Annotated in this window: 21 protein-coding genes and 1 riboswitch; of the genes, 10 read left to right on the top strand and 11 right to left on the bottom strand. The window is 63.5% G+C overall.

Annotated features, from left to right (window positions below; all coding sequences use genetic code 11):
* Positions 1 to 21: 21 nt before the first annotated feature.
* A complete protein-coding gene (locus tag FJ972_RS16760; RefSeq protein WP_140520985.1) occupies positions 22 to 2034 on the bottom strand; it encodes an acetyl/propionyl/methylcrotonyl-CoA carboxylase subunit alpha in 2013 nt (670 codons plus the stop codon).
* Positions 2035 to 2237: 203 nt separating this feature from the next.
* Here FJ972_RS16760 and FJ972_RS16755 point away from each other — a divergent pair, with 203 nt between their 5' ends.
* The 9 genes from FJ972_RS16755 to gcvP all read left to right on the top strand — a co-directional run bounded on the left by FJ972_RS16755 (position 2238) and on the right by gcvP (position 11788).
* A complete protein-coding gene (locus FJ972_RS16755; RefSeq protein WP_140497529.1) occupies positions 2238 to 3365 on the top strand; it encodes an S-(hydroxymethyl)glutathione dehydrogenase/class III alcohol dehydrogenase in 1128 nt (375 codons plus the stop codon).
* Positions 3366 to 3430: 65 nt separating this feature from the next.
* Positions 3431 to 4000, top strand: a complete 570-nt coding sequence (gene gfa, locus FJ972_RS16750; protein WP_140520986.1) for an S-(hydroxymethyl)glutathione synthase — start codon at positions 3431 to 3433, stop codon at positions 3998 to 4000.
* Between the two features lie 64 nt (positions 4001 to 4064).
* The gene (locus FJ972_RS16745; RefSeq protein ID WP_140495857.1) at positions 4065 to 4532 is read left to right on the top strand and encodes a YaiI/YqxD family protein; all 468 of its coding nucleotides are present in this window, start codon (positions 4065 to 4067) and stop codon (positions 4530 to 4532) included.
* Between the two features lie 25 nt (positions 4533 to 4557).
* Entirely contained in the window at positions 4558 to 5235 is a 678-nt protein-coding gene (locus FJ972_RS16740; protein WP_140520987.1) for a DUF1345 domain-containing protein, read from the top strand.
* A gap of 116 nt (positions 5236 to 5351) precedes the next feature.
* Positions 5352 to 6236 (top strand): cytochrome b/b6 domain-containing protein, encoded by an 885-nt coding sequence (locus FJ972_RS16735; protein WP_140521252.1) that lies wholly within the window; start codon positions 5352 to 5354, stop codon positions 6234 to 6236.
* A 1-nt stretch (position 6237) separates the two neighbouring features.
* Entirely contained in the window at positions 6238 to 7029 is a 792-nt protein-coding gene (locus tag FJ972_RS16730) for a molybdopterin-binding protein (RefSeq protein ID WP_140520988.1), read from the top strand.
* Positions 7030 to 7251: 222 nt separating this feature from the next.
* Positions 7252 to 7338: riboswitch (glycine riboswitch) on the top strand.
* Between the two features lie 148 nt (positions 7339 to 7486).
* Complete coding sequence (gene gcvT, locus FJ972_RS16725) at positions 7487 to 8584, top strand: glycine cleavage system aminomethyltransferase GcvT (protein ID WP_140520989.1); 1098 nt, start codon at positions 7487 to 7489, stop codon at positions 8582 to 8584.
* Positions 8585 to 8591: 7 nt separating this feature from the next.
* Entirely contained in the window at positions 8592 to 8960 is a 369-nt protein-coding gene (gene gcvH / locus FJ972_RS16720; RefSeq protein WP_140495853.1) for a glycine cleavage system protein GcvH, read from the top strand.
* Positions 8961 to 8977: 17 nt separating this feature from the next.
* Positions 8978 to 11788, top strand: coding sequence for an aminomethyl-transferring glycine dehydrogenase (gene gcvP, locus FJ972_RS16715; RefSeq protein WP_140520990.1), 2811 nt, complete (start codon positions 8978 to 8980; stop codon positions 11786 to 11788).
* A gap of 9 nt (positions 11789 to 11797) precedes the next feature.
* On the opposite strand, the gene FJ972_RS16710 is transcribed toward gcvP, so the two are convergent.
* The 10 genes from FJ972_RS16710 to cpaB all read right to left on the bottom strand — a co-directional run bounded on the left by FJ972_RS16710 (position 11798) and on the right by cpaB (position 21964).
* Positions 11798 to 12973, bottom strand: coding sequence for a GGDEF domain-containing protein (locus tag FJ972_RS16710; protein WP_140495851.1), 1176 nt, complete (start codon positions 12971 to 12973; stop codon positions 11798 to 11800).
* Between the two features lie 175 nt (positions 12974 to 13148).
* On the bottom strand, positions 13149 to 13619 hold the full coding sequence (locus tag FJ972_RS16705; protein WP_140495850.1) for a hypothetical protein: 471 nt from the start codon (positions 13617 to 13619) through the stop codon (positions 13149 to 13151).
* A 163-nt stretch (positions 13620 to 13782) separates the two neighbouring features.
* Positions 13783 to 14610, bottom strand: a complete 828-nt coding sequence (locus FJ972_RS16700) for a hypothetical protein (RefSeq protein ID WP_226880314.1) — start codon at positions 14608 to 14610, stop codon at positions 13783 to 13785.
* Positions 14611 to 14670: 60 nt separating this feature from the next.
* Positions 14671 to 15633, bottom strand: a complete 963-nt coding sequence (locus FJ972_RS16695) for a type II secretion system F family protein (protein WP_140520991.1) — start codon at positions 15631 to 15633, stop codon at positions 14671 to 14673.
* Position 15634: 1 nt separating this feature from the next.
* Entirely contained in the window at positions 15635 to 16600 is a 966-nt protein-coding gene (locus tag FJ972_RS16690; RefSeq protein ID WP_140517027.1) for a type II secretion system F family protein, read from the bottom strand.
* A 4-nt stretch (positions 16601 to 16604) separates the two neighbouring features.
* Positions 16605 to 18026 (bottom strand): CpaF family protein, encoded by a 1422-nt coding sequence (locus FJ972_RS16685; protein WP_140517029.1) that lies wholly within the window; start codon positions 18024 to 18026, stop codon positions 16605 to 16607.
* A complete protein-coding gene (locus FJ972_RS16680; RefSeq protein ID WP_140517031.1) occupies positions 18023 to 19237 on the bottom strand; it encodes an AAA family ATPase in 1215 nt (404 codons plus the stop codon). Before FJ972_RS16680 ends, FJ972_RS16685 begins: the two co-directional genes overlap by 4 nt.
* Before the next feature lie 24 nt (positions 19238 to 19261).
* Positions 19262 to 19531, bottom strand: a complete 270-nt coding sequence (locus FJ972_RS16675) for a hypothetical protein (protein ID WP_140520992.1) — start codon at positions 19529 to 19531, stop codon at positions 19262 to 19264.
* A 4-nt stretch (positions 19532 to 19535) separates the two neighbouring features.
* A complete protein-coding gene (locus tag FJ972_RS16670; RefSeq protein WP_140520993.1) occupies positions 19536 to 20975 on the bottom strand; it encodes a type II and III secretion system protein family protein in 1440 nt (479 codons plus the stop codon).
* 62 nt (positions 20976 to 21037) lie between these two features.
* Positions 21038 to 21964 (bottom strand): Flp pilus assembly protein CpaB, encoded by a 927-nt coding sequence (gene cpaB / locus FJ972_RS16665; protein WP_246671066.1) that lies wholly within the window; start codon positions 21962 to 21964, stop codon positions 21038 to 21040.
* Positions 21965 to 22199: 235 nt separating this feature from the next.
* On the opposite strand from cpaB, the gene parE reads away from it, so the two are divergent.
* Positions 22200 to 24260: a DNA topoisomerase IV subunit B gene (gene parE, locus FJ972_RS16660; protein ID WP_140517037.1), complete on the top strand. Its 2061-nt coding sequence runs from the start codon at positions 22200 to 22202 to the stop codon at positions 24258 to 24260.
* Positions 24261 to 24279 lie beyond the last annotated feature (19 nt).

The following is a 24279-nucleotide window of genomic DNA, read 5'->3' as shown; positions in this document are numbered from 1 at the left end:
AGGCTTCCGCCCGCCCTCGCTTCAGGCGAATTCCATGATCACCGCGTCGACGGCCAGGCTGTCGCCCGGCTTGACGTTGAGTTTCGCCACCACGAGATCGCGCTCGGCGCGCAGCACGTTCTCCATCTTCATCGCCTCGACGACGGCCAGAGTCTCGCCGGCCTTGACCTCCTGGCCTTCGGCGACAGCGATCGAGACGACGAGGCCGGGCATGGGACATAGCAGCAGGTTGGACGTGTCGGGCTCCAGCTTTTCCGGCATCAGCCTTTCCAGCACGGCAATGCGCGGCAGCATGGCGCGCGCCGTCACCGAAAGCCCTTTCCAGGCGATGCGAAGGCCGTTTGGCGCCGGGCGCAGTTGCGCCACCATTTCGTGCCCGCCGACGCTGCCGCGCCAGACCAGTTCGCCCGGCCGCCAGGCCGACGAAACCGTCAGCGGCTTGCCGCCCTCGATGGACAAGTCGACTTCCATCGGAATGGAGATCATGCCCTCCAGGATGGACGCGGACAGATAGTCCTTGCCAATCTTCACCACCCAGTGACGCTTGAGTGCCCCCGAATGCGGCGCCAAGCGCCCGCCCAGCCGGTCGAGCCGGTCGCGGCGCAGCAATTCGACCACGGTGGCGACCGCCGCCAACACGGCCCTGTCGTCATGGTCGGGCAGGATCGGCGCAAAGCCGTCGGGATATTCCTCTGCGATGAATCCGGTCGAAATCCGCCCTTCCCGCCAGCGCGGATGCTGCATGAGCGCCGCCAGAAAAGGGATGTTGTGCTCGATGCCGTCGACGACAAAACTGTCCAACGCTTCGGACATCGCGTCGATTGCCTCCAGCCGGGTCGGCGCCCAGGTGCACAGCTTGGCAATCATCGGGTCGTAGAACATCGAAATCTCCGATCCCTCGGTGACGCCGGTGTCGTTGCGGATGACGACGTCGCCGACTTGCCCTTCCTGCGGCGGTCGATAGCGCGTCAGGCGGCCGATCGACGGCAGGAAGTTGCGATACGGATCCTCGGCATAGAGCCGGCTCTCCACCGCCCAGCCATTCAGTTTCACGTCGCTTTGCTTCAAGGCGAGCTTCTCGCCGGCGGCCACACGGATCATCTGCTCGACCAGATCGATACCGGTGACAAGCTCGGTCACCGGATGCTCGACCTGCAATCGTGTATTCATTTCAAGGAAATAGAAGTTTTTCTCAGCGTCGACGATGAATTCCACCGTGCCGGCGCTCTGGTAGTCGACGGCCCTGGCCAGCGCCACCGACTGCTCGCCCATGGCCTTGCGCGTCCTGGCATCGAGGAAAGGCGATGGCGCCTCCTCGGCCACCTTCTGGTTGCGGCGCTGGATCGAGCATTCGCGCTCGCCGAGATAGAGCGCGTTGCCATGCGCGTCGGCCAGCACCTGGATCTCGATGTGGCGTGGATCGACGATGAACTTCTCGATGAAGACGCGGTCGTCGCCGAACGAGCTCTTGGCCTCCGAGCGCGCGCGGTCGAAGCCGTCGCGCACCTCGGCCTGGTTCCAGGCGATGCGCATGCCCTTGCCGCCGCCACCGGCCGAGGCCTTGATCATCACGGGATAGCCGATCTCTCCGGCGATCTTCTCCGCGTGGTCGGCGTTCTCGATGACGCCGAGCCAGCCGGGAACCGTCGAAACATTGGCGGCGTTGGCGAATTTCTTCGATTCGATTTTGTCGCCCATCGCCTTGATGGCCTTCGGCTTCGGCCCGATGAAGACGATGCCGTCCTTCTCCAGCGCCTCGCAGAATGATGCACGCTCGGACAGGAAGCCATAGCCGGGATGCACGGCCTGAGCGCCGGTCGCCTTGCACGCCGCGATGATTTTCTCGGGCACGAGATAGCTCTGCGCGGCTGGCGACGGTCCGATATGCACCGCCTCGTCGGCCATCTCGACATGCACGGCATCGCGATCGGCGTCGGAATAGACAGCGACCGTGGCGATGCCCATCTTGCGCGCGGTCTTGATGACGCGACAGGCGATCTCGCCACGGTTGGCGATCAGGATTTTGGTGAACATGCGGGCAAATTCCCCTCCGGCGGACGGTCCAGTTCTATGGATTATGTCGCCATGTCTCAAGTACCGTGTGCGTGGGCGCGAACGCCTGCGGTCAAGGGTATGCTACCTGCGTCAAGAAAGCCGATATTTCGTCTCATCTGGCGGTTGATGAGCAGGCCAAAACCTGAAAGCCTGAGCGCAAAATTGCGTTGGAGGATTGCCAGATGAAAACCCGCGCCGCTGTTGCCGTTGCTGCCGGAAAGCCGCTTGAGATCATGGAGGTCGACCTCGACGGCCCGCGCGAGGGCGAGGTGCTGGTCGAGATCAAGGCGACCGGCATCTGCCACACCGACGAGTTCACGCTGTCGGGCGCCGATCCCGAGGGCCTGTTTCCCGCCATTCTCGGCCATGAGGGCGCCGGCGTGGTGGTCGATGTCGGCAAGGGCGTCACTTCGGTCAAAAAGGGCGACCATGTGATCCCGCTCTATACGCCCGAATGCCGGCAGTGCCCGTCGTGTTTGTCGCGGAAGACCAATCTGTGCACCGCCATCCGCGCCACGCAGGGCCAGGGCCTGATGCCGGACGGCACCTCGCGCTTCTCGATCGGGGGCGAAAAATTGTTTCACTATATGGGCTGCTCGACCTTCTCCAACTTTACGGTGCTGCCGGAGATCGCCGTGGCCAAGGTCAATCCCGACGCGCCCTTCGACAAGATCTGCTACATCGGCTGCGGGGTGACCACCGGCGTAGGCGCGGTCATCAACACCGCCAAGGTCGAGCAAGGCGCGACCGCGGTGGTCTTCGGCCTCGGCGGCATCGGGCTGAACGTCATCCAGGGCCTGAAACTTGCCGGCGCCGACATGATCATCGGCGTCGATCTCAACAACGACAGACGAGCCTGGGGCGAGCGCTTCGGCATGACGCATTTCGTCAATCCGAAGGAGATCGACGGCGACATCGTTCCCCATCTCGTCAACATGACCAAGCGCGGCGCCGACCAGATCGGCGGCGCCGACTACACGTTCGACTGCACCGGCAACACCAAGGTGATGCGCCAGGCGCTGGAGGCTTCGCATCGCGGCTGGGGCAAGTCGGTGGTCATCGGCGTGGCGGGCGCCGGCCAGGAGATCTCGACGCGGCCCTTCCAGCTGGTCACCGGGCGGACCTGGATGGGCACCGCCTTCGGCGGCGCGCGCGGCCGCACCGACGTGCCCAGGATCGTCGACTGGTACATGGACGGCAAGATCGAGATCGACCCGATGATCACCCACACGCTCAAGCTCGAGGACATCAACAAGGGGTTCGACCTCATGCATGAGGGCAAGTCGATCAGGAGTGTCGTGGTTTACTGAGGGCGGCCACACGCCGCGGGCAACGGGCCCGCGACCTCTGTGGTCAAAAATGGGAGGAGAAAAGCATGGCGGAAAAACTGCATCCGAAAATCGACAATGGTCTGCCCAGGGAGAGTGCGAGCTTTATCGGCGGCACGCTGGTCTGCGCCTGTACCAGCAATCCGGTCAAGGTGAAGGTCAAGGGCCAGATCGCCCACGACCACGCCTGCGGCTGCACCAAATGCTGGAAGCCCGAAGGGGCGGTGTTCTCGGTGGTGGCCGTAGCCGGCACCGGCGACGTCACCGTCACCGACAACGGCGACAAGCTGAAGGTGGTGGACCCGAGCGCGTTGATCCAGCGCCATGCCTGCACCGGCTGCGGCGTCCACATGCATGGACCCGTCGAGCGCGACCATCCGTTCAAGGGCCTGTCCTTCATCCATCCCGAGCGCTTCGAGGAGGATGGCTGGTCGCCGCCGGGCTTTACCGCCTTTGTCTCCTCGATCATCGAATCCGGTGTCGACCCGAGCCGCATGGACAGCATTCGCGGCCAACTGAAATCGATCGGCCTCGAACCTTATGACTGCCTCAACCCCGGCCTGATGGACTATATCGCCACCTGGACCGCCAAGAGGTCGGGAGCGCTTCCGGCCTGACGACCATGAGATTTGAGGCATGGGGCCGGACGGGTTGCCGGCCCCATGCTCATTTGGAGAGACAATGCCCGCACCCGCCATCCTCGTCGACGCAGACGCTTGCCCGGTCAAAGCCGAAGTCGAAAAAGTTGCCGAGCGCCACGGCGTCGTCGTCACCTATGTTTCCAATGGCGGCCTGCGCCCCTCCCGCGACCCAATGATCCGCAATGTCGTCGTGTCCAAGGGTGCCGACGCCGCCGACGACTGGATCGTGGAAAACGCAAAACCCAACGACATCGTGGTGACTGCGGACATTCCACTGGCCGCACGCACGGTGGCGCTCGGGGCCCATGTATTGGGGCCGACCGGACGTCCCTTCACGCCGGAAACGATCGGCATGGCGGTGGCAATGCGCGACTTGAAGCAGCATCTGCGCGAGACCGGCGAAAGCAAGGGCTACAATGCGAGCTTCGCACCGCAAGACCGCTCACGGTTTCTCGGCGAACTCGACCGCATCTTGCGGCGCGCTCTAAAATCCGCCACACCGCAGTAGAAGCCCAGCGCCATTCGGAACCATCATGGCCGCCGAAATCCCCTCCAGGACGCCCATGCACCGGCACATGCTGTTCGCGGTGTCGGCTTGCGTCGGCGTCTTTGCGCTTCTGCTGGCGTTGCTGCTTCACGCGCCGCTCGCTTATTCGATCGGCGCCAACGCCTTTTTTGCCGCCTATGTCACGCTGGTTGTCGCGCAGATGCCCAAATTCACCGGCACATATCTCAGCAAGAATGCGCGCGATACCGACCAGCCTGTGCTGGTCATCTTCGCCGTCACGTTGGTCGTGGTCGGCGTTGCCATCACAGCACTGTTCCAGTTGATCAACCAGAAAGGCAGTTCGAACGCGATGGAGCTCGGCTTCGCGCTGCTATCGATTCCCCTCGGCTGGTTCACCATCCACGCCATGGCGGCATTGCACTATGCGCATGTGTACTGGATGGACGGCGACCTGGTCGATGCCGGAACCAAGAAGAAAATCCCGGTCGGCGGCTTGCTGTTCCCCGGCGACAAACGGCCGGAAGGCTGGGATTTTCTGTACTTCTCGACGGTCATCGGCATGACGGCGCAGACCGCCGACACCAACATCTCGACAACCCACATGCGCCGCGTCGTGCTTGTTCATTCGATCCTGTCGTTCTTCTTCAACACGGTCATCGTCGCCGCCGCCGTCAATCTCGCCGTCAGCCTGGGCGGCCCTTGAGCTTCGATCTGATATTTTCGTGATCGATGAAACATCGGCTTGGCTGGCGACGTATCAGGAGGAGAATGATGCAGACAGCGGCCGCGCCGGATGGAACGGCCAGGAAGCGAGACCAGATGGAATCGGTTGCCATGAACCCACCCGCCGCCAGCGCGGACAGTGACGCTACGAAGGCCACGACATTGATCTACCGGCAATCGGCCTGGACGCGGCTGACGCACTGGCTGTGGGCCATCTCGCTGTTCTTCATGCTGCTTTCCGGCCTCCAGATCTTCAACGCCCGTCCGCAGCTCTATCTCGGCAAGCAGTCCGGCTTCGACTACAACAACACCGTCTTCGCTATCGGCGCCGAGAACACGAATGCCGGGCCGCGCGGCTATACCGAAATCCTCGGACACCGCTTCGACACCACTGGCGTGCTCGGCTGGTCTGGGCCGGCAGGACAAGAGACGCCCCGCGCCTTCCCGTCCTGGGCGACGATCCCATCATACTACGACCTCGGCACGGCACGCGTCGTGCATTTCTTCTTCGCCTGGGTGCTGACGACGACGCTGCTTGTGTGGCTGGTCGCCAGCCTGGTCAACGGCCACATCAGACGTGACCTCGCCCCTCGCCTGGACGATCTCAGGCGCCTGCCGCAGGATATCGCCAATCACGCCAGGCTGAAGTTCCACCACACGTGCGAATACAACACGCTGCAGAAAATGGCCTATGGCGGCGTGCTGTTCGTGCTGTTGCCGCTGATGATCCTCACCGGGCTCGCAATGTCGCCAAGCATGAATTCGGTGCTGCCGTTCCTCAACGACCTGCTCGGCGGCCGGCAGACGGCGCGCACCATCCATTTCACCGTCATGGTGCTGCTCGTGGGCTTCTTCATCATCCATATTCTGATGATCGTCGCCGCCGGCCCGATCAACGAACTGCGCTCGATCGTCACCGGATGGTATCGGACCGACCCGCCGGCGCATCATGACGCAAAATCCTCCGAAAGGAGCGCCTGACATGGCAAAATTCGAGATCAACCGCAGGAAATTCCTGACCGCGGCCAGCCTTGGCCTTTCCGGTATCACGCTTTCAGGCTGCGATGCCTTCGACAGCCAGCTCGGCGTGGGCGACGGCCTGCGCAGCTTCCTCGAAAACGCCAACGATCTCACACACCACGCGCAACGTCTGCTCGCGGGCCGCGATTCGCTGGCGCCGGAGTTCACTGAAGCCGATATCCGTCAGCCGATGCGCCCCAACGGGGTGACGTCACCCGACGACGATACCTACAAGACCCTGCTCGCCAACAACTTCGCCGACTGGCGACTGGAGGTTTCGGGTCTGGTCGAAAAGCCGCTGTCGCTGACCCGCGAGCAGCTCGTGAACATGCCGAGCCGAACGCAGATCACCCGCCATGATTGTGTCGAAGGCTGGAGCTGTATCGCCAAATGGACCGGCACGCCGCTGTCGCTGGTGCTCGACCAGGCGGTGGTCAAACCCGAGGCGCGCTACGTCATGTTCCATTGCCTGGACACGATCGACCGCAGCCTTTCGGGCGACATCAAATATTACGGCAGCATCGACCTCATCGACGCCCGCCACCCGCAAACGATCCTGGCCTACGGCGTCAACGGCAAGCCGCTGCCGGTCGAGAACGGCGCGCCGCTGCGTGTCCGGGTCGAGCGCCAGCTCGGCTACAAGATGCCGAAATATCTCTACAAGATCGAGCTGGTCGACGGCTTCGCCGCCGTAGGAGCGGGACGTGGCGGTTATTGGGAAGACAACGGCTACGACTGGTATGGCGGGATCTGATCGCAATCGGCACGCTGCTACCGAGCCAGGCATTGCCTAAGCGGCCTTGCCTCGTCGTCAAGAGCTGGGCCGGCCCGCACAGCCTCGCAATCCCAGTGATATCGGCCGTGTCTTGCCCAGCAAACAGCCTGGTTGGCGAAGACTGTCGGCAACACGTCGCCGGCAGGTGACAATCTGTCGTTGACGGGCTATGGATAACGAGTCGAGGGCTTTTGCGAGCCCTACCTGTTTGCGGGAGAGAGCAGCGAGAGCTGTCGCCGAAGGGGAAATCGCCCGAAATCTCTCAGGCAAAAGAACCGTAGACGGGAAAGACACTCTGGAAAGTCGGGGCCTGCCCCCGCGCCGAAGGTGTAAGCGCTGCCGACAGAGTTACGGGGCGCGAGTCTCTCAGGCTTCAGACAGAGGGGCACGGACTGGTCGCCATTCGCGACCGATTGCGTGCGACTCTGGAGAACACATGACGGGCGACACCAAACACCTTCCTCTCGAAGACGTCCACGCAGCTGCCGGTGCGCGCTTTGGCGCCTTTGCCGGCTGGTCGATGCCGCTGACCTACCCGGCCGGCGTCATGAAGGAGCATCTTCACACCCGCGAACATGCGGGCCTGTTCGACATCTCGCACATGAAACTGTTCAGGGTCAGCGGGCCGGGCGCGGTTCTCCTGCTCGACCGTGCCTGTCCGCTCGATGCGGGCGCGCTCGAAATCTCCCAGTCGAAGCTGACGTTTTTCCTGAACGAGGCCGCCGGCATCCTGGACGATCTGATCGTCACCCGGCTGGGCGATACCAACTTCATGGTCGTCGCCAATGCCGGCAACGCGATCGCCGACGAGAAGCATTTGCGCGAGCTTGCGACCGGCTTCGACGTCAAGGTCGAACCGCTCGACCGGGTCTTCCTCGCCATCCAGGGTCCCGAGGCCTGGGCGGCGCTTTCCCGCGCCGGTATCGAGACCGGGTCGCTGCTGTTCATGCATGGCATCGAACCGCGAAAGAACTGGTTCATGAGCCGGTCCGGCTACACCGGCGAGGACGGGTTTGAGATCGGCCTGCCTGAGGCAGACGCGCGCGGTCTCGTGGCGAAGCTGCTCGAAGACGAGCGCGTGCTGTGGATCGGCCTTGCCGCCCGTGACAGCCTGCGGCTGGAAGCCGGCCTCTGCCTGCACGGCCAGGACATCACCGCGCAAACCGATCCGGCAAGCGCGGCGCTGATGTGGGCCATCCCGAAGGACATCCGCGCCAACGGCACGTTTATCGGCGCCGACGCGCTGCGCGCCGCCGTCGAGCGCGGCTCCGCTCAGAAGCGCGTCGGCCTGAGGCCGGATGCCCGCCAGCCAGTGCGCGCCGGCGCCACGCTCTTTGACGCCGACGGCAATCCCGCCGGCCACGTAACCTCGGGCGGTTTCGGCCCGTCTGCCGGCCATCCCGTCGCCATGGGTTATGTCCCGACGCCCTTGGCGAAACCCGGAACTCGGATTTTCGCCGACGTGCGCGGAACGAAGATTCCCGTCGACGTTTCTTCCCTGCCTTTCCTCCCGCATCGCTACCGCAAAGGATAATTTTCATATGGCAAAGACCTATTTCACCGCCGATCACGAGTGGCTCAGCGTCGAGGGTGGCATCGCCACCGTCGGCATCACCGACTACGCGCAGGAGCAGCTGGGCGACCTCGTCTTCGTCGAACTGCCCGAAACAGGCAAGAAGCTCGCCAAGGGCGACACCGCCGTCGTGGTCGAATCCGTCAAGGCGGCCTCCGACGTCTACGCGCCGGTCGACGGCGAGATCACCGAGGCCAACGCAACGCTGTCGTCCGATCCGTCGCTGGTCAATTCGGCGGCGACCGGCGCCGGGTGGCTATGGAAAATGAAGCTTGCCGACGAAAGCCAGCTCGCCAGCCTCATGGATGAGGCCGCCTACAAAGCCCATATCGGCTGAAATCAGGACGCATTGACATGACCGCAGCACCCTACCCCTTCTCGGCCCGCCATATCGGACCCGGCATTGCCGATGTGAGAGCCATGCTGGCCGTCATCGGCGTGCCCTCGGTCGAGACGCTGATCAGCCAGGCTGTGCCGAGATCGATCCGCCTCGACCAGCCGCTGTCCCTGCCCGCGCCGGCCAGCGAAGCCGAAGCGCTGGCCGAATTGTCGGCGACCATGGCCCGGAACACGGTGCTGAAGAGCTTCATCGGCGCCGGATATCACGGCGTGCACGTGCCGCCGGTCGTCCAGCGCAACCTGTTCGAGAACCCGGCCTGGTACACGGCCTATACGCCCTACCAGGCGGAGATCAGCCAGGGCCGCCTGGAAATGCTGTTCAATTTCCAGACCTTGGTTGCGGAATTGACCGGCCTGCCTGTGGCGTCGGCTTCGTTGCTCGACGAAGCGACAGCGGTCGCCGAAGCGATCGGTATCGCATTGCGCCATCACCGCGACAAGCGCACCAAGGTGGCTCTCGCCGGCACGCCGCACCCGCAGACGCTGGATGTGGCGCGCACCCGCGCCGAGCCGCTCGGCATCGAGATCGACGGCGAGACGATCGACGACAACACAGCCGCCCTGCTCGTCTCCTGGCCGGACACTTTCGGCGTCTATGGTGATCACAAGGCGGCCATCGACAAGGCGCGCGCGGCCGGCGCTCTGGTCGTCTTCATCGCTGACCCGCTCGGCCTGACACTGACCGACACGCCGGCAAGGCTCGGCGCCGACATTGCCGTCGGTCCGATGCAGCGCTTTGGCGTGCCGATGGGCTTTGGAGGCCCGCATGCCGCCTACTGCGCCGTTGCCGACAAATTGACCCGGCTGATGCCCGGCCGCCTGGTCGGCCAGTCGGCCGACAGCAAGGGCCGTCCAGGCTACAGGCTTGCCCTACAGACGCGCGAGCAGCACATCCGCCGCGACAAGGCGACGTCCAACATCTGCACCGCGCAGGCGCTGCTTGCCAACATGGCGACAGCCTACGCGATCTGGCACGGCCCCGCCGGCCTTCAGGCAATCGCCGGGCGCATCCACGCGCTGGCCAGCCGCCTGGCAGCCGGGCTCAAGGCGGCAGGCTTGCCGGTGATCGGCACGAGCCGCTTCGACACGGTGACGGTGGAGACGAAGGGGAAGACCGCGCAGATCGCCGCCGCCGCCGAAAAGGGCGGCCGGCTTCTGCGCGTCATCGACGCCGACCGTGTCGGCATCGCCTTCGACGAGACCTCTGACGAAGCCGACCTGGAAGCCATTGCCGCCTTGTTTGGGGCCAAGCCGAGCGCGGAGGCCGCCGCCGCCATGCCCGGCAAGCCACGCGGCAAGGAGTTTCTTACCCAACCCGTCTTCCACGAGAACAAGTCGGAAACCGAGATGATGCGCTTCCTGCGCCGGCTGGCCGACAAGGACCTGGCCCTCGACCGCGCGATGATCCCGCTGGGGTCCTGCACCATGAAGCTCAATGCCGCGGCCGAGATGATGCCTGTGAGTTGGCCTGAAATCGCCAACATGCATCCCTTCGCGCCGGCCGCGCACTCCGCAGGCTACCGCGCCATGATCGACGATCTGGAAGGCTGGCTTTCGGAGATTACCGGCTTCGATGCGGTAAGCCTGCAGCCCAACGCTGGCAGCCAGGGCGAATATGCCGGATTGCTGGCCATCCGCGCCTATCACCGCTCGCGCGGCGAGGGCCATCGCACGGTCTGCCTGATCCCGTCCTCCGCGCACGGCACCAATCCGGCGAGCGCGGCGATGGCCGGCATGAGCGTGGTCGTCGTTCGCTGCCTGGAGGACGGCAATATCGACATGGACGACATGAGGGCCAAGGCCAACGAGCATTCCAGGAATCTCGCGGCGCTGATGTTCACCTATCCCTCGACGCATGGCGTCTATGAAGAGGGCGCGCGACATCTCTGCGCCCTCATCCATGAGCATGGCGGCCAGGTCTATTTCGACGGCGCCAACCTCAACGCCCTGGTCGGCCTCGCCCGCCCGGGCGACATCGGCGCCGACGTCTGCCACATGAACCTGCACAAGACCTTCTGCATCCCCCATGGCGGCGGCGGCCCGGGTGTCGGCCCGATCGGCGTCAGGGCGCATCTGAAGCCCTATCTGCCGGGCCATGTTACCGAAGGCTCCGCGCATGCCGTGGCCGCCGCACCTTTCGGGAGTGCCTCCATCCTGCCCATCACCTGGATGTACATCCGCATGATGGGCGCTTCCGGCCTGAAGCAGGCGACCGAGACGGCGATCGTTTCGGCCAACTACGTCGCGACGCGGCTCGCCCCACACTTCCCGCTCCTTTACAAGGGCAGGAGCGACCGCGTTGCCCATGAGTGCATCCTCGACACCCGCGTGCTCAAGGAGAGCGCCGGCATCAGTGTCGAGGACATCGCCAAACGGTTGATCGACTACGGTTTCCATGCGCCGACCATGTCGTTCCCGGTCGCCGGCACGCTGATGGTGGAACCGACCGAATCCGAGCCCAAGCGCGAGCTCGACCGCTTCTGCGAGGCGATGATCGCCATCGCGGGCGAAGCGGCCAAGGTTGCGAGGGGCGAGTGGCCCCTGGCTGACAATCCGCTGGTCAATGCGCCGCACACCGCCGCGGAGGCGCTGGCCGGCCAGTGGAGCCATCCCTATTCGCGCCTGGAAGCGGCCTACCCCGCCGGAGACGCCGACATGGCGGCGAAATACTGGCCGCCGGTATCGCGCATCGACAATGTCGCCGGCGACCGCAACCTGGTCTGTTCATGCCCGCCGCTGTCGGACTATTTGGGCGCGGCCGAATAGTCTCGCAAACTATGCTGAGCGCAAGGCCGGCTTGATCGGCTCGGCCTTGCCCATCCTTTTGTGGCTGACGACGCAATTGCGGCCCGCGCGCTTGGCGGCATAGAGCGCTGCGTCCGCCTCGGCCAGCACCTCGCCGAGGCTGTTGCCGTTGGCGCCGCCAAAGCCGATGCCTCCGCTGACAGTGCTGCGCAAGGGACCGTGGGAGGTCGCAACGATCTCGGTGCCGAAGGCGACGCCGATCTTGCTTGCGAGCTCGTAAGCCCTCTCTTCGGTCACCCGGGACATGACGATCGCGAATTCCTCGCCGCCGAGACGAAAGGCGTCGACGCCCGTTCTGGCATATTTTCTGATGACTGCGGCGAAGCGGCACAGAACCTGATCCCCCACCGGGTGACCATAGATGTCGTTCGTCTTCTTGAAATGATCGAGGTCGAACATGACGACAGCCATGAACGGACCGAAGGCCCGTTCGCCATGGAGCGACATCAATCCCCGGCGGTTCATCAGCCCGGTCAACGGATCGGTCATCGTCTCGGCCTTCAGCTCGATCTGCGCCTGCAGGTGATGCAGGGAAAGCGTCAATGCGCCGAGACCGGTCATGCAGGCCACGGCCACGACCGAATTCAGGCGTTCGGCCCAGTTATCGGGGGCTGCCCCGAGCGTCCATTGCCCCTTGGCCACCAGGACGACCGCGCAAAGTGCAAACGACACCGCACAGGTGCCGCCTAGGAACGAAACCACCAGCAGGATTTTGCGATCATGACTGCCGTTGAGCCAGAACATGGTTCCGATCGCCGAGAGCAGCACAGTCACCGTTACATAGGTAACGATGAAGCCTACCCCGTCGAGACCGAGGGAAGTCACCGCCGCGCAGATCGTCATGGCGGCCAATGTCGGCAAAATGGCACGCCGGTAATCCGGCACGCCGAGATACTGCATGGCCGAGAGGCAGATGACCAGGAAACCGAGGCTGAGCAATGCAAGCGCGACCTGGCAAAGCAGCGGATCAGGCTCCTTCGTGTATCGCCAGAACAGGATGACATGCACAACGAGCACGAGAATGCCGCACCCCACCGTCAGCACGAAGCTGGCCCGGGGCGCGGCGAACCAGATCGCGAACATGGTGATGCTGAGGCAGATGCCCGACAGCGCGGCTGCGAGCAGGAGCGAACTGAAATCCAGCATATTGGGCGGGGGTTCCCTGAGCGTCGGCCTTACCGCTGCATTCTAGGTCAGCGACAGCCATCAGACATGATTTTCAACTGATCTTTCGGCTGAGACCTTCGGATAGGGTTTACAAAGCGTCGACGCCGAGTGTCCCAAAATCGTCCTCGCGACAATCATGGCCACCAGACAGCCGTCAGCCCTTGTTCAGGAGGGCAAGATTGGCATCGACGACCGTGGGGTCGGCCATGCCGGCCTTGGCTTCGAGCAGCAGCGCCCTTGCCTTTTTCCTGTTGCCGCGCAGCAATTGCGAATAGCCCATATTGTTGACGATCTGCGGCTTGCGCCCGGCGATCTTGAGCAACTGGTCGTAGGCACGATCGGCGAAGTCGAAACGGCCGAGTTCGTCATAGGAAGCGGCGAGCCCCATCCAGGCTTCCGCATTGTCGGCCTTCAACTCGACGGCCTTGCGGAAACGCTGTTCGGCAAGGCCGTAATTCGCGTCGCGAAACTGCGCCTTGCCTTCCGCCAGATCGGATGTGCCGACGTCCTTCGCGGCCGGTTGAATCGCGGTGGTTTTGGTGGTGTCGACGCCACTCGTCGTACAACCAGACATCATCAAGACGGCCGCCATCGCGGCCATTGCCGTTAAATTGCTGTGACGCATGCCCCTGCCCCATCGCCCGGTTTTTTGCCGGGTCGTTCTTCAGGAAACACACTATTCCAGAGCAATTAAACTTAGGTGCCGAAACGCCGCCAAAATTAGGCCTTGGGTACACCAGCTATTAACCACCAGGCCGCAACGCCTCAACCATGGCCCAGCGGCGTTCTCACGGTTCCAGGGCCTTGAGCCCCGCCGGAACCGTATACCGGCTGCCGTCATAGCGCAGCCGGTAGGTTTGGCTCACGGGCTTGCCGGGATGGGACTGGCACTCGCCATTGCTGTCGGGCAACGGATTGTCGGTGTCCATCCGTTCGACCACCGTGATGTCGTGATAGCCATGATGTTTGGCCGGGCTCATCGCCAGGCTCACCTGACTGGTATGGAAGAATCCGGCGCAATTGGTATCGCCCTCGCCGCCATTGCCGGCCACGACCAGGCCATCGAGAACCATCCGCAGGGCATCGTTGTCGATGGCATAGAGCCGCAGGTCGGTTTCACTGAAAGGGTTAGGCAGCGAATTGTTCGCCATTTCGATGCGCAGGCCGAAGGCGGAGACATCGGGCGCCAGCGCATACCGGCCGGTATCGAGTTCGACTTTGCGGATGGCGATGGCATCATCATTCATCAGCCCGGGCTGCAGCAGACGCTGGCGCACCTGCCGGCTCTTCCTGTCGATGACCAGAAGCTCGATATCGCCGGCATGCGCGTAGTCGCTGGGTTGCGAACTGTCCATCAGCGGCACCGCGACCAACAGCAGGGCCTCATGGGCGGGCCAGATCTTGCAGACCAGCCCCGGCGGGTCGCCAAATGCGGACGTCAGGGCGATGCTGGTGTGGGGTTCGAGCGTGAACGAGGCACCGTCAGCGCTCTTGCGGGCCTTGGGATAAGCCTGCTGCACCAGGGCAGCGGCATCGCCGCAATCGGCTGCAGCCCAGGCGGGCGACAGACTGGCCGCGGCAAGGCCGAGGACAAGAGCGCGCAACAGCATTCCCATGGACTTCTCATTCATTTGCGGACTTTGCAGATCGCCGGCTTCACTGAATATCAGCAAATCCTAGTGGCCGGTCATTTTGACGATGATCGGAATGACCGCGATCATCAGCACCACCGGCAGGATGCAAACCACGACCGGCACCGACATCTTGGCCGGCAAGGCATGCGCTTTTTCCTCGGCCAGCGACATGCGCTTGTGGCGCATTTCGTCGGAAAAGACGCGCAGCGCCCCCGACAGGCTGGTGCCAAGCTCCTTGGACTGTTGCAGCAGCGTGGCGAAGGAGCGCACCTCGTCCAGGCTCAGGCGATCGGCGAGCGCCTTCAGTGCATCGTCGAGGCTGCGCCCGGCCCGCAGCTCCAGCGACACGAGCTGCAGGTTCTGGCTGAGCGACGGGTAGGTCTTTGCGAGTTCCTTCGAGACGCGCTCGACGCCCGCTTCCATGCTCATGCCGGCATCCGAACAGACGATCATCAGGTCCATGAAATCGGGGAAGCCGTTGCGGTATTCGCGCATCTTTTCCCGTATCTTCTGGGTCAGCACCAGCCCTGGCAGGAAATAGCCGGCCACGCCCGACAGCACGACGAAGGCCCAGCGGCTGGTCATCGTGGCGTCGGGGCTGGCCATCCAGCGGTTGAGCACGAAGACGGCGAGCGCGATGCCCACCATCGCCGTGAAACGGATGAGGAAGAACATGCCGACGGCGCGCGGCTCCATGTAGCCCGCCTGGATGAGTTTCAAACGCAGGCGGGCGACGTTTTCGGGATCGCTCTTGGCGTAGAATTCCTGCGCCTTCTTCACCGCCTTCTCGCGAACGACGCCGGTATTCTTCTTCTGGACCGGTTCCGGCCTGGCGGCCATCGGACCGTCGTCGACCTTGAGCCTCCGCCTGACTTCGTTGCGATCGCCCTTTGCCACCACCATCGGCCAGGCAAAAGCGGCAGCGCCCACGGCCAGCAGCAGGACAGCCACCGGCATCAGCGAGGTCGGCGCGAGCGAGGCGAGGAATTCAACGACCTTCTGCATGTCAGAATTTGAAGTTCGACATTTTGAACATGATCAGATTGCCCAGCATCAGCCAGGTGACCGAGCCACCAACCATGTACCACGTCTTCGGCACGCCCCAGACGTCGCTGTAATATCCAGGCATGAATGCCATGATGGTCGTGAACAGCAGCGCCGGCACGGCCGTCAGGATATAGGCCGACAGACGGCCTTCGGTTGAAATGGCGCGCACCTTGCGGCGCAGCTTGCCGCGTTCGCGGATCGTCGTCGACAGTCCGTCGAGGATTTCGCGCAGATTGCCGCCAGAACTCGTCTGGATCGACACGGCGGTGACGAACAGCGGCAGATCCTCATGGCCGACCCTGTCGAACAGCGAATTCAGCGCCGAAACCAGATCCGAACCAAAGGTCACCTCATCGGCAATCACGCCGAACTCGGTGCCGATCGGGTCGGGCATTTCGCGCGACACCATGGCGATGGCCACCGGTACCGGATGGCCGGCCTTGAGGCCGCGCGTAATCAGTTCCAGCGCTTCCGGCAACTGCATGCCGAACCGCTTCAGCCTGCGCTTGCGCATGGAGCGCATCGCCATCACCGGCAGCACCGGCAACACGACGACAAACAGAATGGCGCCCATCAGCAGCGGCAAGCCATACCAGATGGCGGCAAGGGCCGCAGCCAGCGCCATCCCCGAAGTGATTATCAGGAACTTCGACAGCGGCATGATCATGCCCGACTGGGCGCGCAGGGCGCGAAAACGGTCAGGCGAGAACAGCGACGTGCCCGCATCGAGACCGCGCTCCTTACGCAATTGGATCAGCACCTGTTCCTGACTGATCCTGTTTTCCTGCAGCTTCATGCGCCGGTTGATGGCGGTGCGCCTGTCGCTGCGGCCGGCGTAGAGCAGGTAAACGGCCTCGGCGATCATGATGCCGGTCAATGCAGCCCCGGCATAGACGACATAGATCGCGCTGAATCCGTCCAACACCTGGTTACTCCTGCGGCCGGCCGGGTTCGAAATAGCGCCCGGGAAACTCGATGCCCATGGCGCGCAGGTCCTCCAGGAAGCGCGGCCGGATCCCGGTCGCTTCGAAATGGCCGAGGATCGTGCCGTCGGCGTCCATGCCGGTGCGCACGAAGCGGAAGATCTCCTGCATCTGGATGACGTCGCCTTCCATGCCCGTCACCTCGGCGACGCTCGTCACCTTGCGCTTGCCGTCGGAGAGCCGGGTCAACTGGACGATGATGTCGATGGCGCTGGCGATCTGGCTGCGGATCGACTGCACCGTCATCGGCATGCCGGTCATGCCCAGCATCTGCTCGAGCCGCGAAATGGCATCGCGCGGCGTATTGGCGTGAATGGTGGCCATCGACCCTTCATGGCCGGTGTTCATGGCCTGCAGCATGTCGAAGGCCTCCTCGCCGCGGCACTCGCCGAGGATGACGCGATCAGGCCGCATGCGCAGCGCGTTCTTGACGAGGTCGCGCTGCTTGAGCTCGCCATGGCCTTCGATGTTGGCCGGCCGGGTTTCCATGCGCGCGACATGCGGCTGCTGCAACTGAAGCTCCGCCGCGTCCTCGATGGTGATCAGCCGCTCGTCCTCGGGAATGAAGGCCGACAGCGCGTTGAGCATGGTCGTCTTGCCGGTACCGGTGCCGCCCGAAATGATCGTCGTCTTGCGGGCATGTACTGCCGCAGCAAGCACTTCGGCCATGTTCTGGGTGATGGCGCCGAATTCGACCAGCCGGTGCAGGCCGAGCTTGTTCTTGGAAAATTTGCGGATCGACACCAGCGGCCCGTCGACCGCGACCGGGCGGATGGCGGCGTTGAAACGCGAGCCGTCCAGCATGCGGGCGTCGACCATCGGCTGCGATTCATCGACGCGGCGGCCGACCGCGGCAACGATTTTGTTTATGATTCTAAGCAGATGCGCCTCATCCTTGAACGGGATGTGGACCTGCTGCAGCTTGCCCTTCTTTTCGACGAAGCAGTTCTGATGGCCGTTGATCAGGATATCGTTGATATCGGGGTCCTTGAGCAGCGGCTCGAGCGGGCCGAGCCCGACCATCTCGTCGACGATGTCGTCGACCAGGGCATCGAGTTCGACGGTGTTGATCGCCATCCGCTCTTCGCGCGTCTTTTCCGACACGAAATCATGCACCTGCCGGCGCATCTCGTCCCTGGGCAGCCGCTCCAGCGCGACAAGATTGATCTCCTCGAGCAGCAACCGGTGGATGCGCACGCGCGCATCGAGCACCTTGTTGGCACTCTTGCCCGGCACGGCTTCGGCTTTCGCCGGCAAGACCTTCCGGCTCGTCGGGATGACGACCGCGTGGTGCGCAACCGCCGTCGGCTCGGCGGAGCGCTGGGGACGCGCATCGCGGTTCTGCAAGGTGGAAAAGCGGCTGCTCATCCGGCCTTCCTCTTCAAAAGGCTCTTGCCGAAGCCGAACAGCGATTTCGATTTGCCCGGCGCCGCCGCCACTTCCTCCGGAAGGATGATCCTCTTGAGGTCGTTGACGACGTTGGCATTGGCATCGATCTCGTGCAGCGGCACGCCGCGATCGACGGCCTCGCGCACCAGCCGGTAATTGTTGGCGATGCCGCCGACGAAATGCTCGCCGAGGATTTCCTGGACGTCCGCCTGCTTGATGCCGCTGTCAAACATCTTCTGCTCGAAACGGTTGACGATGACGTTCGGCTTCACTTCCTTGCCGGCGGTCTCGTAGACCGCCTGGATCAGGCGTTGCGTGTGGCGCAGGCACGGTACCGTCATTTCGGCGACGATGTAGAGCTTGTTGGAGCCGAGCAGCACCGTCTCCGTCCACGGAAACCAGGTGCGCGGCATGTCGATGACGACATTGTCGAAATAGGCCGAGACGAGGTCCAGCATCCGCACCACGACATCGGTCTTGAACGAGCGCATCTCCGCCGGCTGCGTCGGTGCGGCCAGAACACAAAGTCCGCTGGCATGCTTCGACAGCATCACGTCGAGCAATTGCCTGTCGAGACGCTCCGGCTGGTTCTCGATTTCGGTGATGTCGAAACGTGGCTCCAGGTCGAGATATTCGGCGCAGGCGCCCTGCTGGAAATTGAGGTCCACCACGCAGGTCGAGGCGCCGCGCGTCACTGAATGATGCAGTTGGAACGCGGTCTGCAAAGCCAGCGTCGTGGTGCCGACGCCGCCTGCCGCGGGCATGAAGGTATAGATCTGCGACTCGGTGTTTTCCTCGCGCCCCGGCCCTTGCAGCGCACGCACCACCGAACGCACGAGATCGGCCGTGGTGATCGGCTTGACCAGGAAATCCGCGACCTTGAGCTGCACGAGGATGCGCGCGGCGGCGGCGTTGAACTCCTGGGTGACGACCACGACCGGCGCCTTGCCTTCCAGCCGGCGCATGACGCGTTGCAGCGCATCGATCTCCTCAAGCTTCGCTGCGTCCATATCGACGATGATCGCCCCGAGATCGGCCTCCTGGACCTCGCCGCGAAGTTCGGTGATATTCTTGTCCACCGTCGAGAGCTGGATGATCTCCGAGGCGGCAAACGCCGTCCGGGTGTCCTGCGCGAAGGTTCTGTCCGTCGATATGAGCAGGATTTTCCTGATCTTGATGCCGTTTGCCATTACTTGTCAGCCTGTGATCTCGGATCAATTGTCGGCGCTGGCTTGCGATGCCTTGGCGCTGGCCGCCTGCTCGGCGGTGGCGGGTTCCGTGCTGCCGCGCTGGGCAGGCACGAGAAGCCTGGTGTTCTGGACGCCGTATTTCCAGGGATCGACCATCTGCATGACGGTGTTGGCGGCCTGGGCCTCCCCGGCGCCGCTGGTCACGCCTTCGCTGCGCACATAGTCGTCACTCGTGCATCCGGCGGTGAAGCCGGCAAGCAGCAAGGCGACGCTCGAGCTCAAGGCCAGACGCATGGCTTCAGTCCTTCGGCAGGTCGAGGAAATGCCCGACTTTGGTGGCGGGAGCGGCACGCGCGGCGCTGCCGTCAGCCAGCGCCAGCGCGCGATTGGTATCCGACGCCCTCACCTCCTCGGTGTTGTTGAGAAAATAGTCGACATTGCTGGCAGGCTGCGTGCCATCGGTCGGCTCGGCCATTTTCTTCGATGGATCCACCGGCTTGACCAGGTAAGGCGTGACGATGATCACCAGGTCCGTCTCGCGCCGCTGGTAGGATTTCGACGAGAACAGGGCCCCGAGCACAGGCATCTTGCCGAGGCCCGGTATGCGCGAGGTGGTGATGTCGTTCTGCGACTGCAGCAGCCCCGCGATCATGAAGCTCTGGCCGTTCTTCAGGTCGACCGACGTCCTGGCGCGGCGCACGATGAAGCCGGGCACCGAGATGCTGCCGATATTGTAGGAAGCCGACGCGTCGATCGAGGAGACTTCCGGCGCGATATCGAGGCTGACCAGCCCGTCCTTCAGAACGGTGGGCGTGAAATCCAGGCTGACGCCGTACTTCTTGTAGCTGACGGAAATCTTGCCGTTGTCTTCGGAAACCGGGATCGGAAACTCGCCGCCGGCCAGGAAGCTCGCCGTCTCGCCGGACCGGGCGATCAGGTTCGGCTCGGCCAGCCGACGAGCCAGGCCGCGCTCTTCCAGTGCCTTGATGGCGATGTCGATGGAAACGCCGTTCGACAGCAGCTTGCCGATGATCTCGCCGGTCCCCGCCGGCTCAATGGTGCCGGGAGCAATCGTAACGTCGCGTCCGCCCATGCCATAAGCGAAATTGGCACTGTATTTGGCGCCGAGATCCTGCCCCGCCTGGCGGTTGATCTCGACGAAGCGAACATTGAGCTGGACCTGCTGTGAGGACGAGATGTTGACCGAATTGATCACCTCCTCATTGCCGGAGAAGCGGGTAGCGATCTTGTTTGCCTTTTCGGCGGCGACCGCGTCATCCGCCTCGCCCGACAGCACGACACGCCCATTGGCGGAGCCGACCTTGATCTTGGCGTCCGGCACGCTGGCGCGGATGGTGTCGGCCAACTGGTCGGTATCGAGCGTCACTTCGATGTCTACGGTGCCGACGAGCTGCTTGTTCTCGTCGAACAGCGCAATGCCAGTGGTGCCGAGATTGTTGCCCAGCACATAGAAGGATTTGTCGGTCAACGGGTTGACGTTGGCGATCTCCGGATCGCCGATGACGATCTGGTAGAAAGCCGCGCTCGTCATGATCGTCTTTGGCTTGCCCTTGGCGACCTTGATCGAGGCGTTCTTGGTCGCCGAGACATAGACGATGTCGTTGTCCGCCCTGGCCGGGCCGGCGAAGATGCCGGCCGCCGCCATCGTCACCGCCATCGCCATCGCCTGCGCGACGTGCAACCGGCCTGTCGTTCGATATTGAAGTTGCCTGAACATTGTTCCCGTCCCGTCCGGTCCCCACCGGTCCTGCTCTGGTTCCACTCAGGAACCTGATATTCCTATTTCTGGTCCCGCGCAGGAACCTGATATTCCTCGGCCGTCGTTCCACGCGTCACGATGACCGTCTTGAATTTCGGCTTCTCAGGCTCCTTTGCCATGGCGTCGAACAGCGAGCCGGCCGCGGCCTGCGCCTTGCCCGCCACCGATCCGCCAAAGGAGGAGATGGTGGTGACACCGTCCTTGCCCTCGCCGCCCTCGCTGGCGGAGCGAAGCGACAGCGACAGCGTGCCGACAGTGCGGGCCAGCGCCACTTTCTGCGCGCCTTCGGTGGTCACCTCGATGGTTATGGAATTGGCCACCTGCGGCGTCGTTTGGCGCTCGTCGGCGCCCTGCCCGACGCTCAGCACCTTCGCGTCGGCAACGACGATCTCTGAGGTGATGGTCGAACCGGCGGCGCCTTGCGCATTCTTGGCCACTTCCTGGATTTCGCCGGCATCGCGCGTCAGCACGACATCGACCCGGTCGCCCGGCGTGACGAAGCCGCCGACGCCCGCGATCTCGTCGGTGCGGATGGTGACGGCCCGCATGCCGGGCGTCAGCATGTTGGAGAGCGTGGCGCGGCCATTCGGGCCGGACAGCTTTGTAAGCAGCACCGGTTCGTTGACCTCGATCGGCGACAGCACCACGCGGTTGCCGTCCCCGAGCAGTCCATCGATGGTGGCGAAGGCGCCCTGCGGCAGCGAATCCTGCGGCCACGGAATTTCGCTGAGTTTCGCGCGGTCGAGATCCATGCCGTACCGCAACGGTGCATTCGCCACCACGATGGTCTTGAATTCGACCGTCGGCGCGGCGGGCGCCGCGATCGACGCGGTTTTCTCCTCGGCGTCGGCCCTGGCCTGGCGCTTGACCCAGAAATCCGCGGCAAAGATCGAGATCGCGCCGAAAACGGCGGCGATGCCGATCATCGTTATGGCCTTGCCCCTCACGCCCAAACCCCTGATGCCCGTAGTTTCTTGTTATGTTGGCTCACGCTAGGCGGCATTGTTAAAGAATCAGGAATCTTCTCGCTGGCTATCCGCCTGATTTCCGCCGGCTTGGTTATCGAATGGTTTTAGGATAAGAGGGGGTTAATCCCCGAACGTAACAGGAACCTCCGTCGCTTGGCGCTGAAAAGCGTGGCAGTATCGGCGGGTGATTCGCAGCTTGGGCTCTATGGCAGGCATGGACGACAACAACGATCTTTTCGGCAATCTGGAGAAGCAGCCGCAACCGGTTCGCACACCGGCGCGTCCGGCCGATCCGCTGGTGCAGGCGGCAGCCAAGCGTCCGGCGGCGGCGTCTCGTGACGGCTCAGAGGGCTACAGCGCCGCCGATATCGAGGTACTCGAAGGCCTGGAGCCGGTGCGGCGCCGTCCGGGCATGTATATTGGCGGCACCGACGACAAGGCCATGCACCATCTGTTCGCCGAGGTCATCGACAACTCGATGGACGAGGCGGTTGCCGGCCATGCCACATTCATCGATGTCGAGCTTTCGGCTGACGGCTTTCTCACCGTCACCGACAATGGCCGCGGCATTCCCGTCGATCCGCATCCGAAGTTCAAGAAGCCGGCGCTCGAAGTGATCATGACGACGCTGCATTCGGGCGGTAAGTTCGATAGCAAGGTCTATGAAACCTCGGGCGGCCTGCACGGCGTCGGCGTCTCCGTGGTCAATGCGCTGTCGGATCATCTCGAAGTCGAAGTCGCGCGCGGACGGCAACTTTACCGGCAGCGCTTCTCGCGCGGCATTCCGGTCAGCGGCCTCGAGCATCTTGGCGAAGTTCACAACCGGCGCGGCACCAGGACCCGTTTCCACCCCGACGAGCAGATCTTCGGCAAGGGCGCCGCGTTCGAACCGGCGCGGCTCTACCGCATGACGCGCTCGAAAGCCTATCTGTTCGGCGGCGTCGAAATCCGCTGGACCTGCGATCCCTCCCTGATCAAGGAAAAGGACACCACTCCGGCCAAGGCCGAATTCCATTTTCCCGGCGGCCTCAAGGACTATCTGAAAGCGTCGCTTGGCGACGAATTCCAGGTGACGCGCGAAATCTTCGCCGGCAAGAGCGACAGGCAAGGCGGCCATGGCTCGCTGGAATGGGCAGTGACCTGGTTCGGCGGCGACGGCTTCATCAACTCCTACTGCAACACCATCCCGACCGGCGAAGGTGGCACCCACGAGGCCGGCTTCCGCAACGTCTTGACGCGCGGCCTGCGCGCCTATGCCGACCTCGTCGGCAACAAGCGCGCCTCGATCGTCACGTCGGAGGATGTCATGATCTCGGCGGCGGGCATGCTGTCGGTGTTCATCCGCGAGCCTGAATTCGTCGGCCAGACCAAGGACAGGCTGGCGACGATCGAGGCGATCCGCATAGTCGAGACGGCGATCCGCGACCCGTTCGACCATTGGCTGGCCGACAATCCGCAGGAAGCGTCGAAGCTGCTCGAATGGGTTATCGCACGCGCCGACGAGCGGGTACGACGCCGCCAGGAAAAGGAAGTGTCGCGCAAGAGTGCGGTGCGCAAGCTGCGCCTGCCGGGCAAGCTTGCCGATTGCACGCAGAATGCGGCCGCCGGCGCCGAACTCTTCATCGTCGAAGGCGATTCGGCCGGCGGCTCTGCCAAGCAGGCGCGCGACCGCGCCAGCCAGGCGGTGCTGCCGCTGCGCGGCAAGATTCTCAACGTCGCCAGCGCCGGCAACGACAAGCTGGCCGCCAACCAGCAGATTTCCGATCTGATCCAGGCGCTTGGTTGCGGCACGCGGTCGAAATACCGCGACGAGGATCTTCGCTACGACCGCGTCATCATCATGACCGACGCCGACGTCGACGGCGCTCACATCGCCTCGCTGCTGATCACCTTCTTCTACCAGGAGATGCCGAACCTGGTTCGCGGCGGACATCTCTATCTGGCGGTGCCGCCGCTCTACTCGATCCGGCAGGGCGGCAAGGTCGCTTATGCGCGTGACGACGCGCACAAGGACGAATTGCTGCGCACCGAGTTCACCGGGCGCGGCAAGGTCGAGATCGGTCGCTTCAAGGGCCTGGGCGAAATGATGGCCGCGCAGCTCAAGGAGACCACAATGGACCCGAGGAAGCGTACGCTGCTCCGGGTCGATGTGATCGATGCCGAGGCCGCCACCAAGGACGCGATCGATGCGCTGATGGGCACCAAGCCGGAGGCTCGTTTCCGGTTCATCCAGGAACGCGCCGAATTCGCGGAAACGGAAGTGCTGGATATCTGAGCGCAGGCCGGTCGATCAA

Origin of the sequence: Mesorhizobium sp. B2-1-1 (assembly GCF_006442975.2) — a bacterium.
Classification (GTDB): Bacteria; Pseudomonadota; Alphaproteobacteria; order Rhizobiales; family Rhizobiaceae; genus Mesorhizobium.
This window is presented reverse-complemented; position numbering and strand designations above follow the sequence as displayed.

Bases quoted from the DNA above. Each gene is read 5' to 3' on its own strand.
- FJ972_RS16735 (WP_140521252.1), top strand. From the start codon at position 5,352: ATGGAATCGGTTGCCATGAACCCACCCGCCGCCAGCGCGGACAGTGAC.
- gcvT (WP_140520989.1), top strand. From the start codon at position 7,487: ATGACGGGCGACACCAAACACCTTCCTCTCGAAGACGTCCACGCAGCT.
- gcvH (WP_140495853.1), top strand. From the start codon at position 8,592: ATGGCAAAGACCTATTTCACCGCCGATCACGAGTGGCTCAGCGTCGAG.
- parE (WP_140517037.1), top strand. From the start codon at position 22,200: ATGGACGACAACAACGATCTTTTCGGCAATCTGGAGAAGCAGCCGCAA.
- gfa (WP_140520986.1), top strand. From the start codon at position 3,431: ATGGCGGAAAAACTGCATCCGAAAATCGACAATGGTCTGCCCAGGGAG.
- FJ972_RS16705 (WP_140495850.1), bottom strand. From the start codon at position 13,619: ATGCGTCACAGCAATTTAACGGCAATGGCCGCGATGGCGGCCGTCTTG.
- FJ972_RS16710 (WP_140495851.1), bottom strand. From the start codon at position 12,973: ATGCTGGATTTCAGTTCGCTCCTGCTCGCAGCCGCGCTGTCGGGCATC.
- FJ972_RS16675 (WP_140520992.1), bottom strand. From the start codon at position 19,531: ATGCGTCTGGCCTTGAGCTCGAGCGTCGCCTTGCTGCTTGCCGGCTTC.
- FJ972_RS16760 (WP_140520985.1), bottom strand. From the start codon at position 2,034: ATGTTCACCAAAATCCTGATCGCCAACCGTGGCGAGATCGCCTGTCGC.
- FJ972_RS16695 (WP_140520991.1), bottom strand. From the start codon at position 15,633: ATGCAGAAGGTCGTTGAATTCCTCGCCTCGCTCGCGCCGACCTCGCTG.
- FJ972_RS16730 (WP_140520988.1), top strand. From the start codon at position 6,238: ATGGCAAAATTCGAGATCAACCGCAGGAAATTCCTGACCGCGGCCAGC.
- FJ972_RS16685 (WP_140517029.1), bottom strand. From the start codon at position 18,026: ATGAGCAGCCGCTTTTCCACCTTGCAGAACCGCGATGCGCGTCCCCAG.
- FJ972_RS16740 (WP_140520987.1), top strand. From the start codon at position 4,558: ATGGCCGCCGAAATCCCCTCCAGGACGCCCATGCACCGGCACATGCTG.
- FJ972_RS16755 (WP_140497529.1), top strand. From the start codon at position 2,238: ATGAAAACCCGCGCCGCTGTTGCCGTTGCTGCCGGAAAGCCGCTTGAG.
- FJ972_RS16670 (WP_140520993.1), bottom strand. From the start codon at position 20,975: ATGTTCAGGCAACTTCAATATCGAACGACAGGCCGGTTGCACGTCGCG.
- FJ972_RS16680 (WP_140517031.1), bottom strand. From the start codon at position 19,237: ATGGCAAACGGCATCAAGATCAGGAAAATCCTGCTCATATCGACGGAC.
- FJ972_RS16700 (WP_226880314.1), bottom strand. From the start codon at position 14,610: ATGGGAATGCTGTTGCGCGCTCTTGTCCTCGGCCTTGCCGCGGCCAGT.
- FJ972_RS16745 (WP_140495857.1), top strand. From the start codon at position 4,065: ATGCCCGCACCCGCCATCCTCGTCGACGCAGACGCTTGCCCGGTCAAA.
- gcvP (WP_140520990.1), top strand. From the start codon at position 8,978: ATGACCGCAGCACCCTACCCCTTCTCGGCCCGCCATATCGGACCCGGC.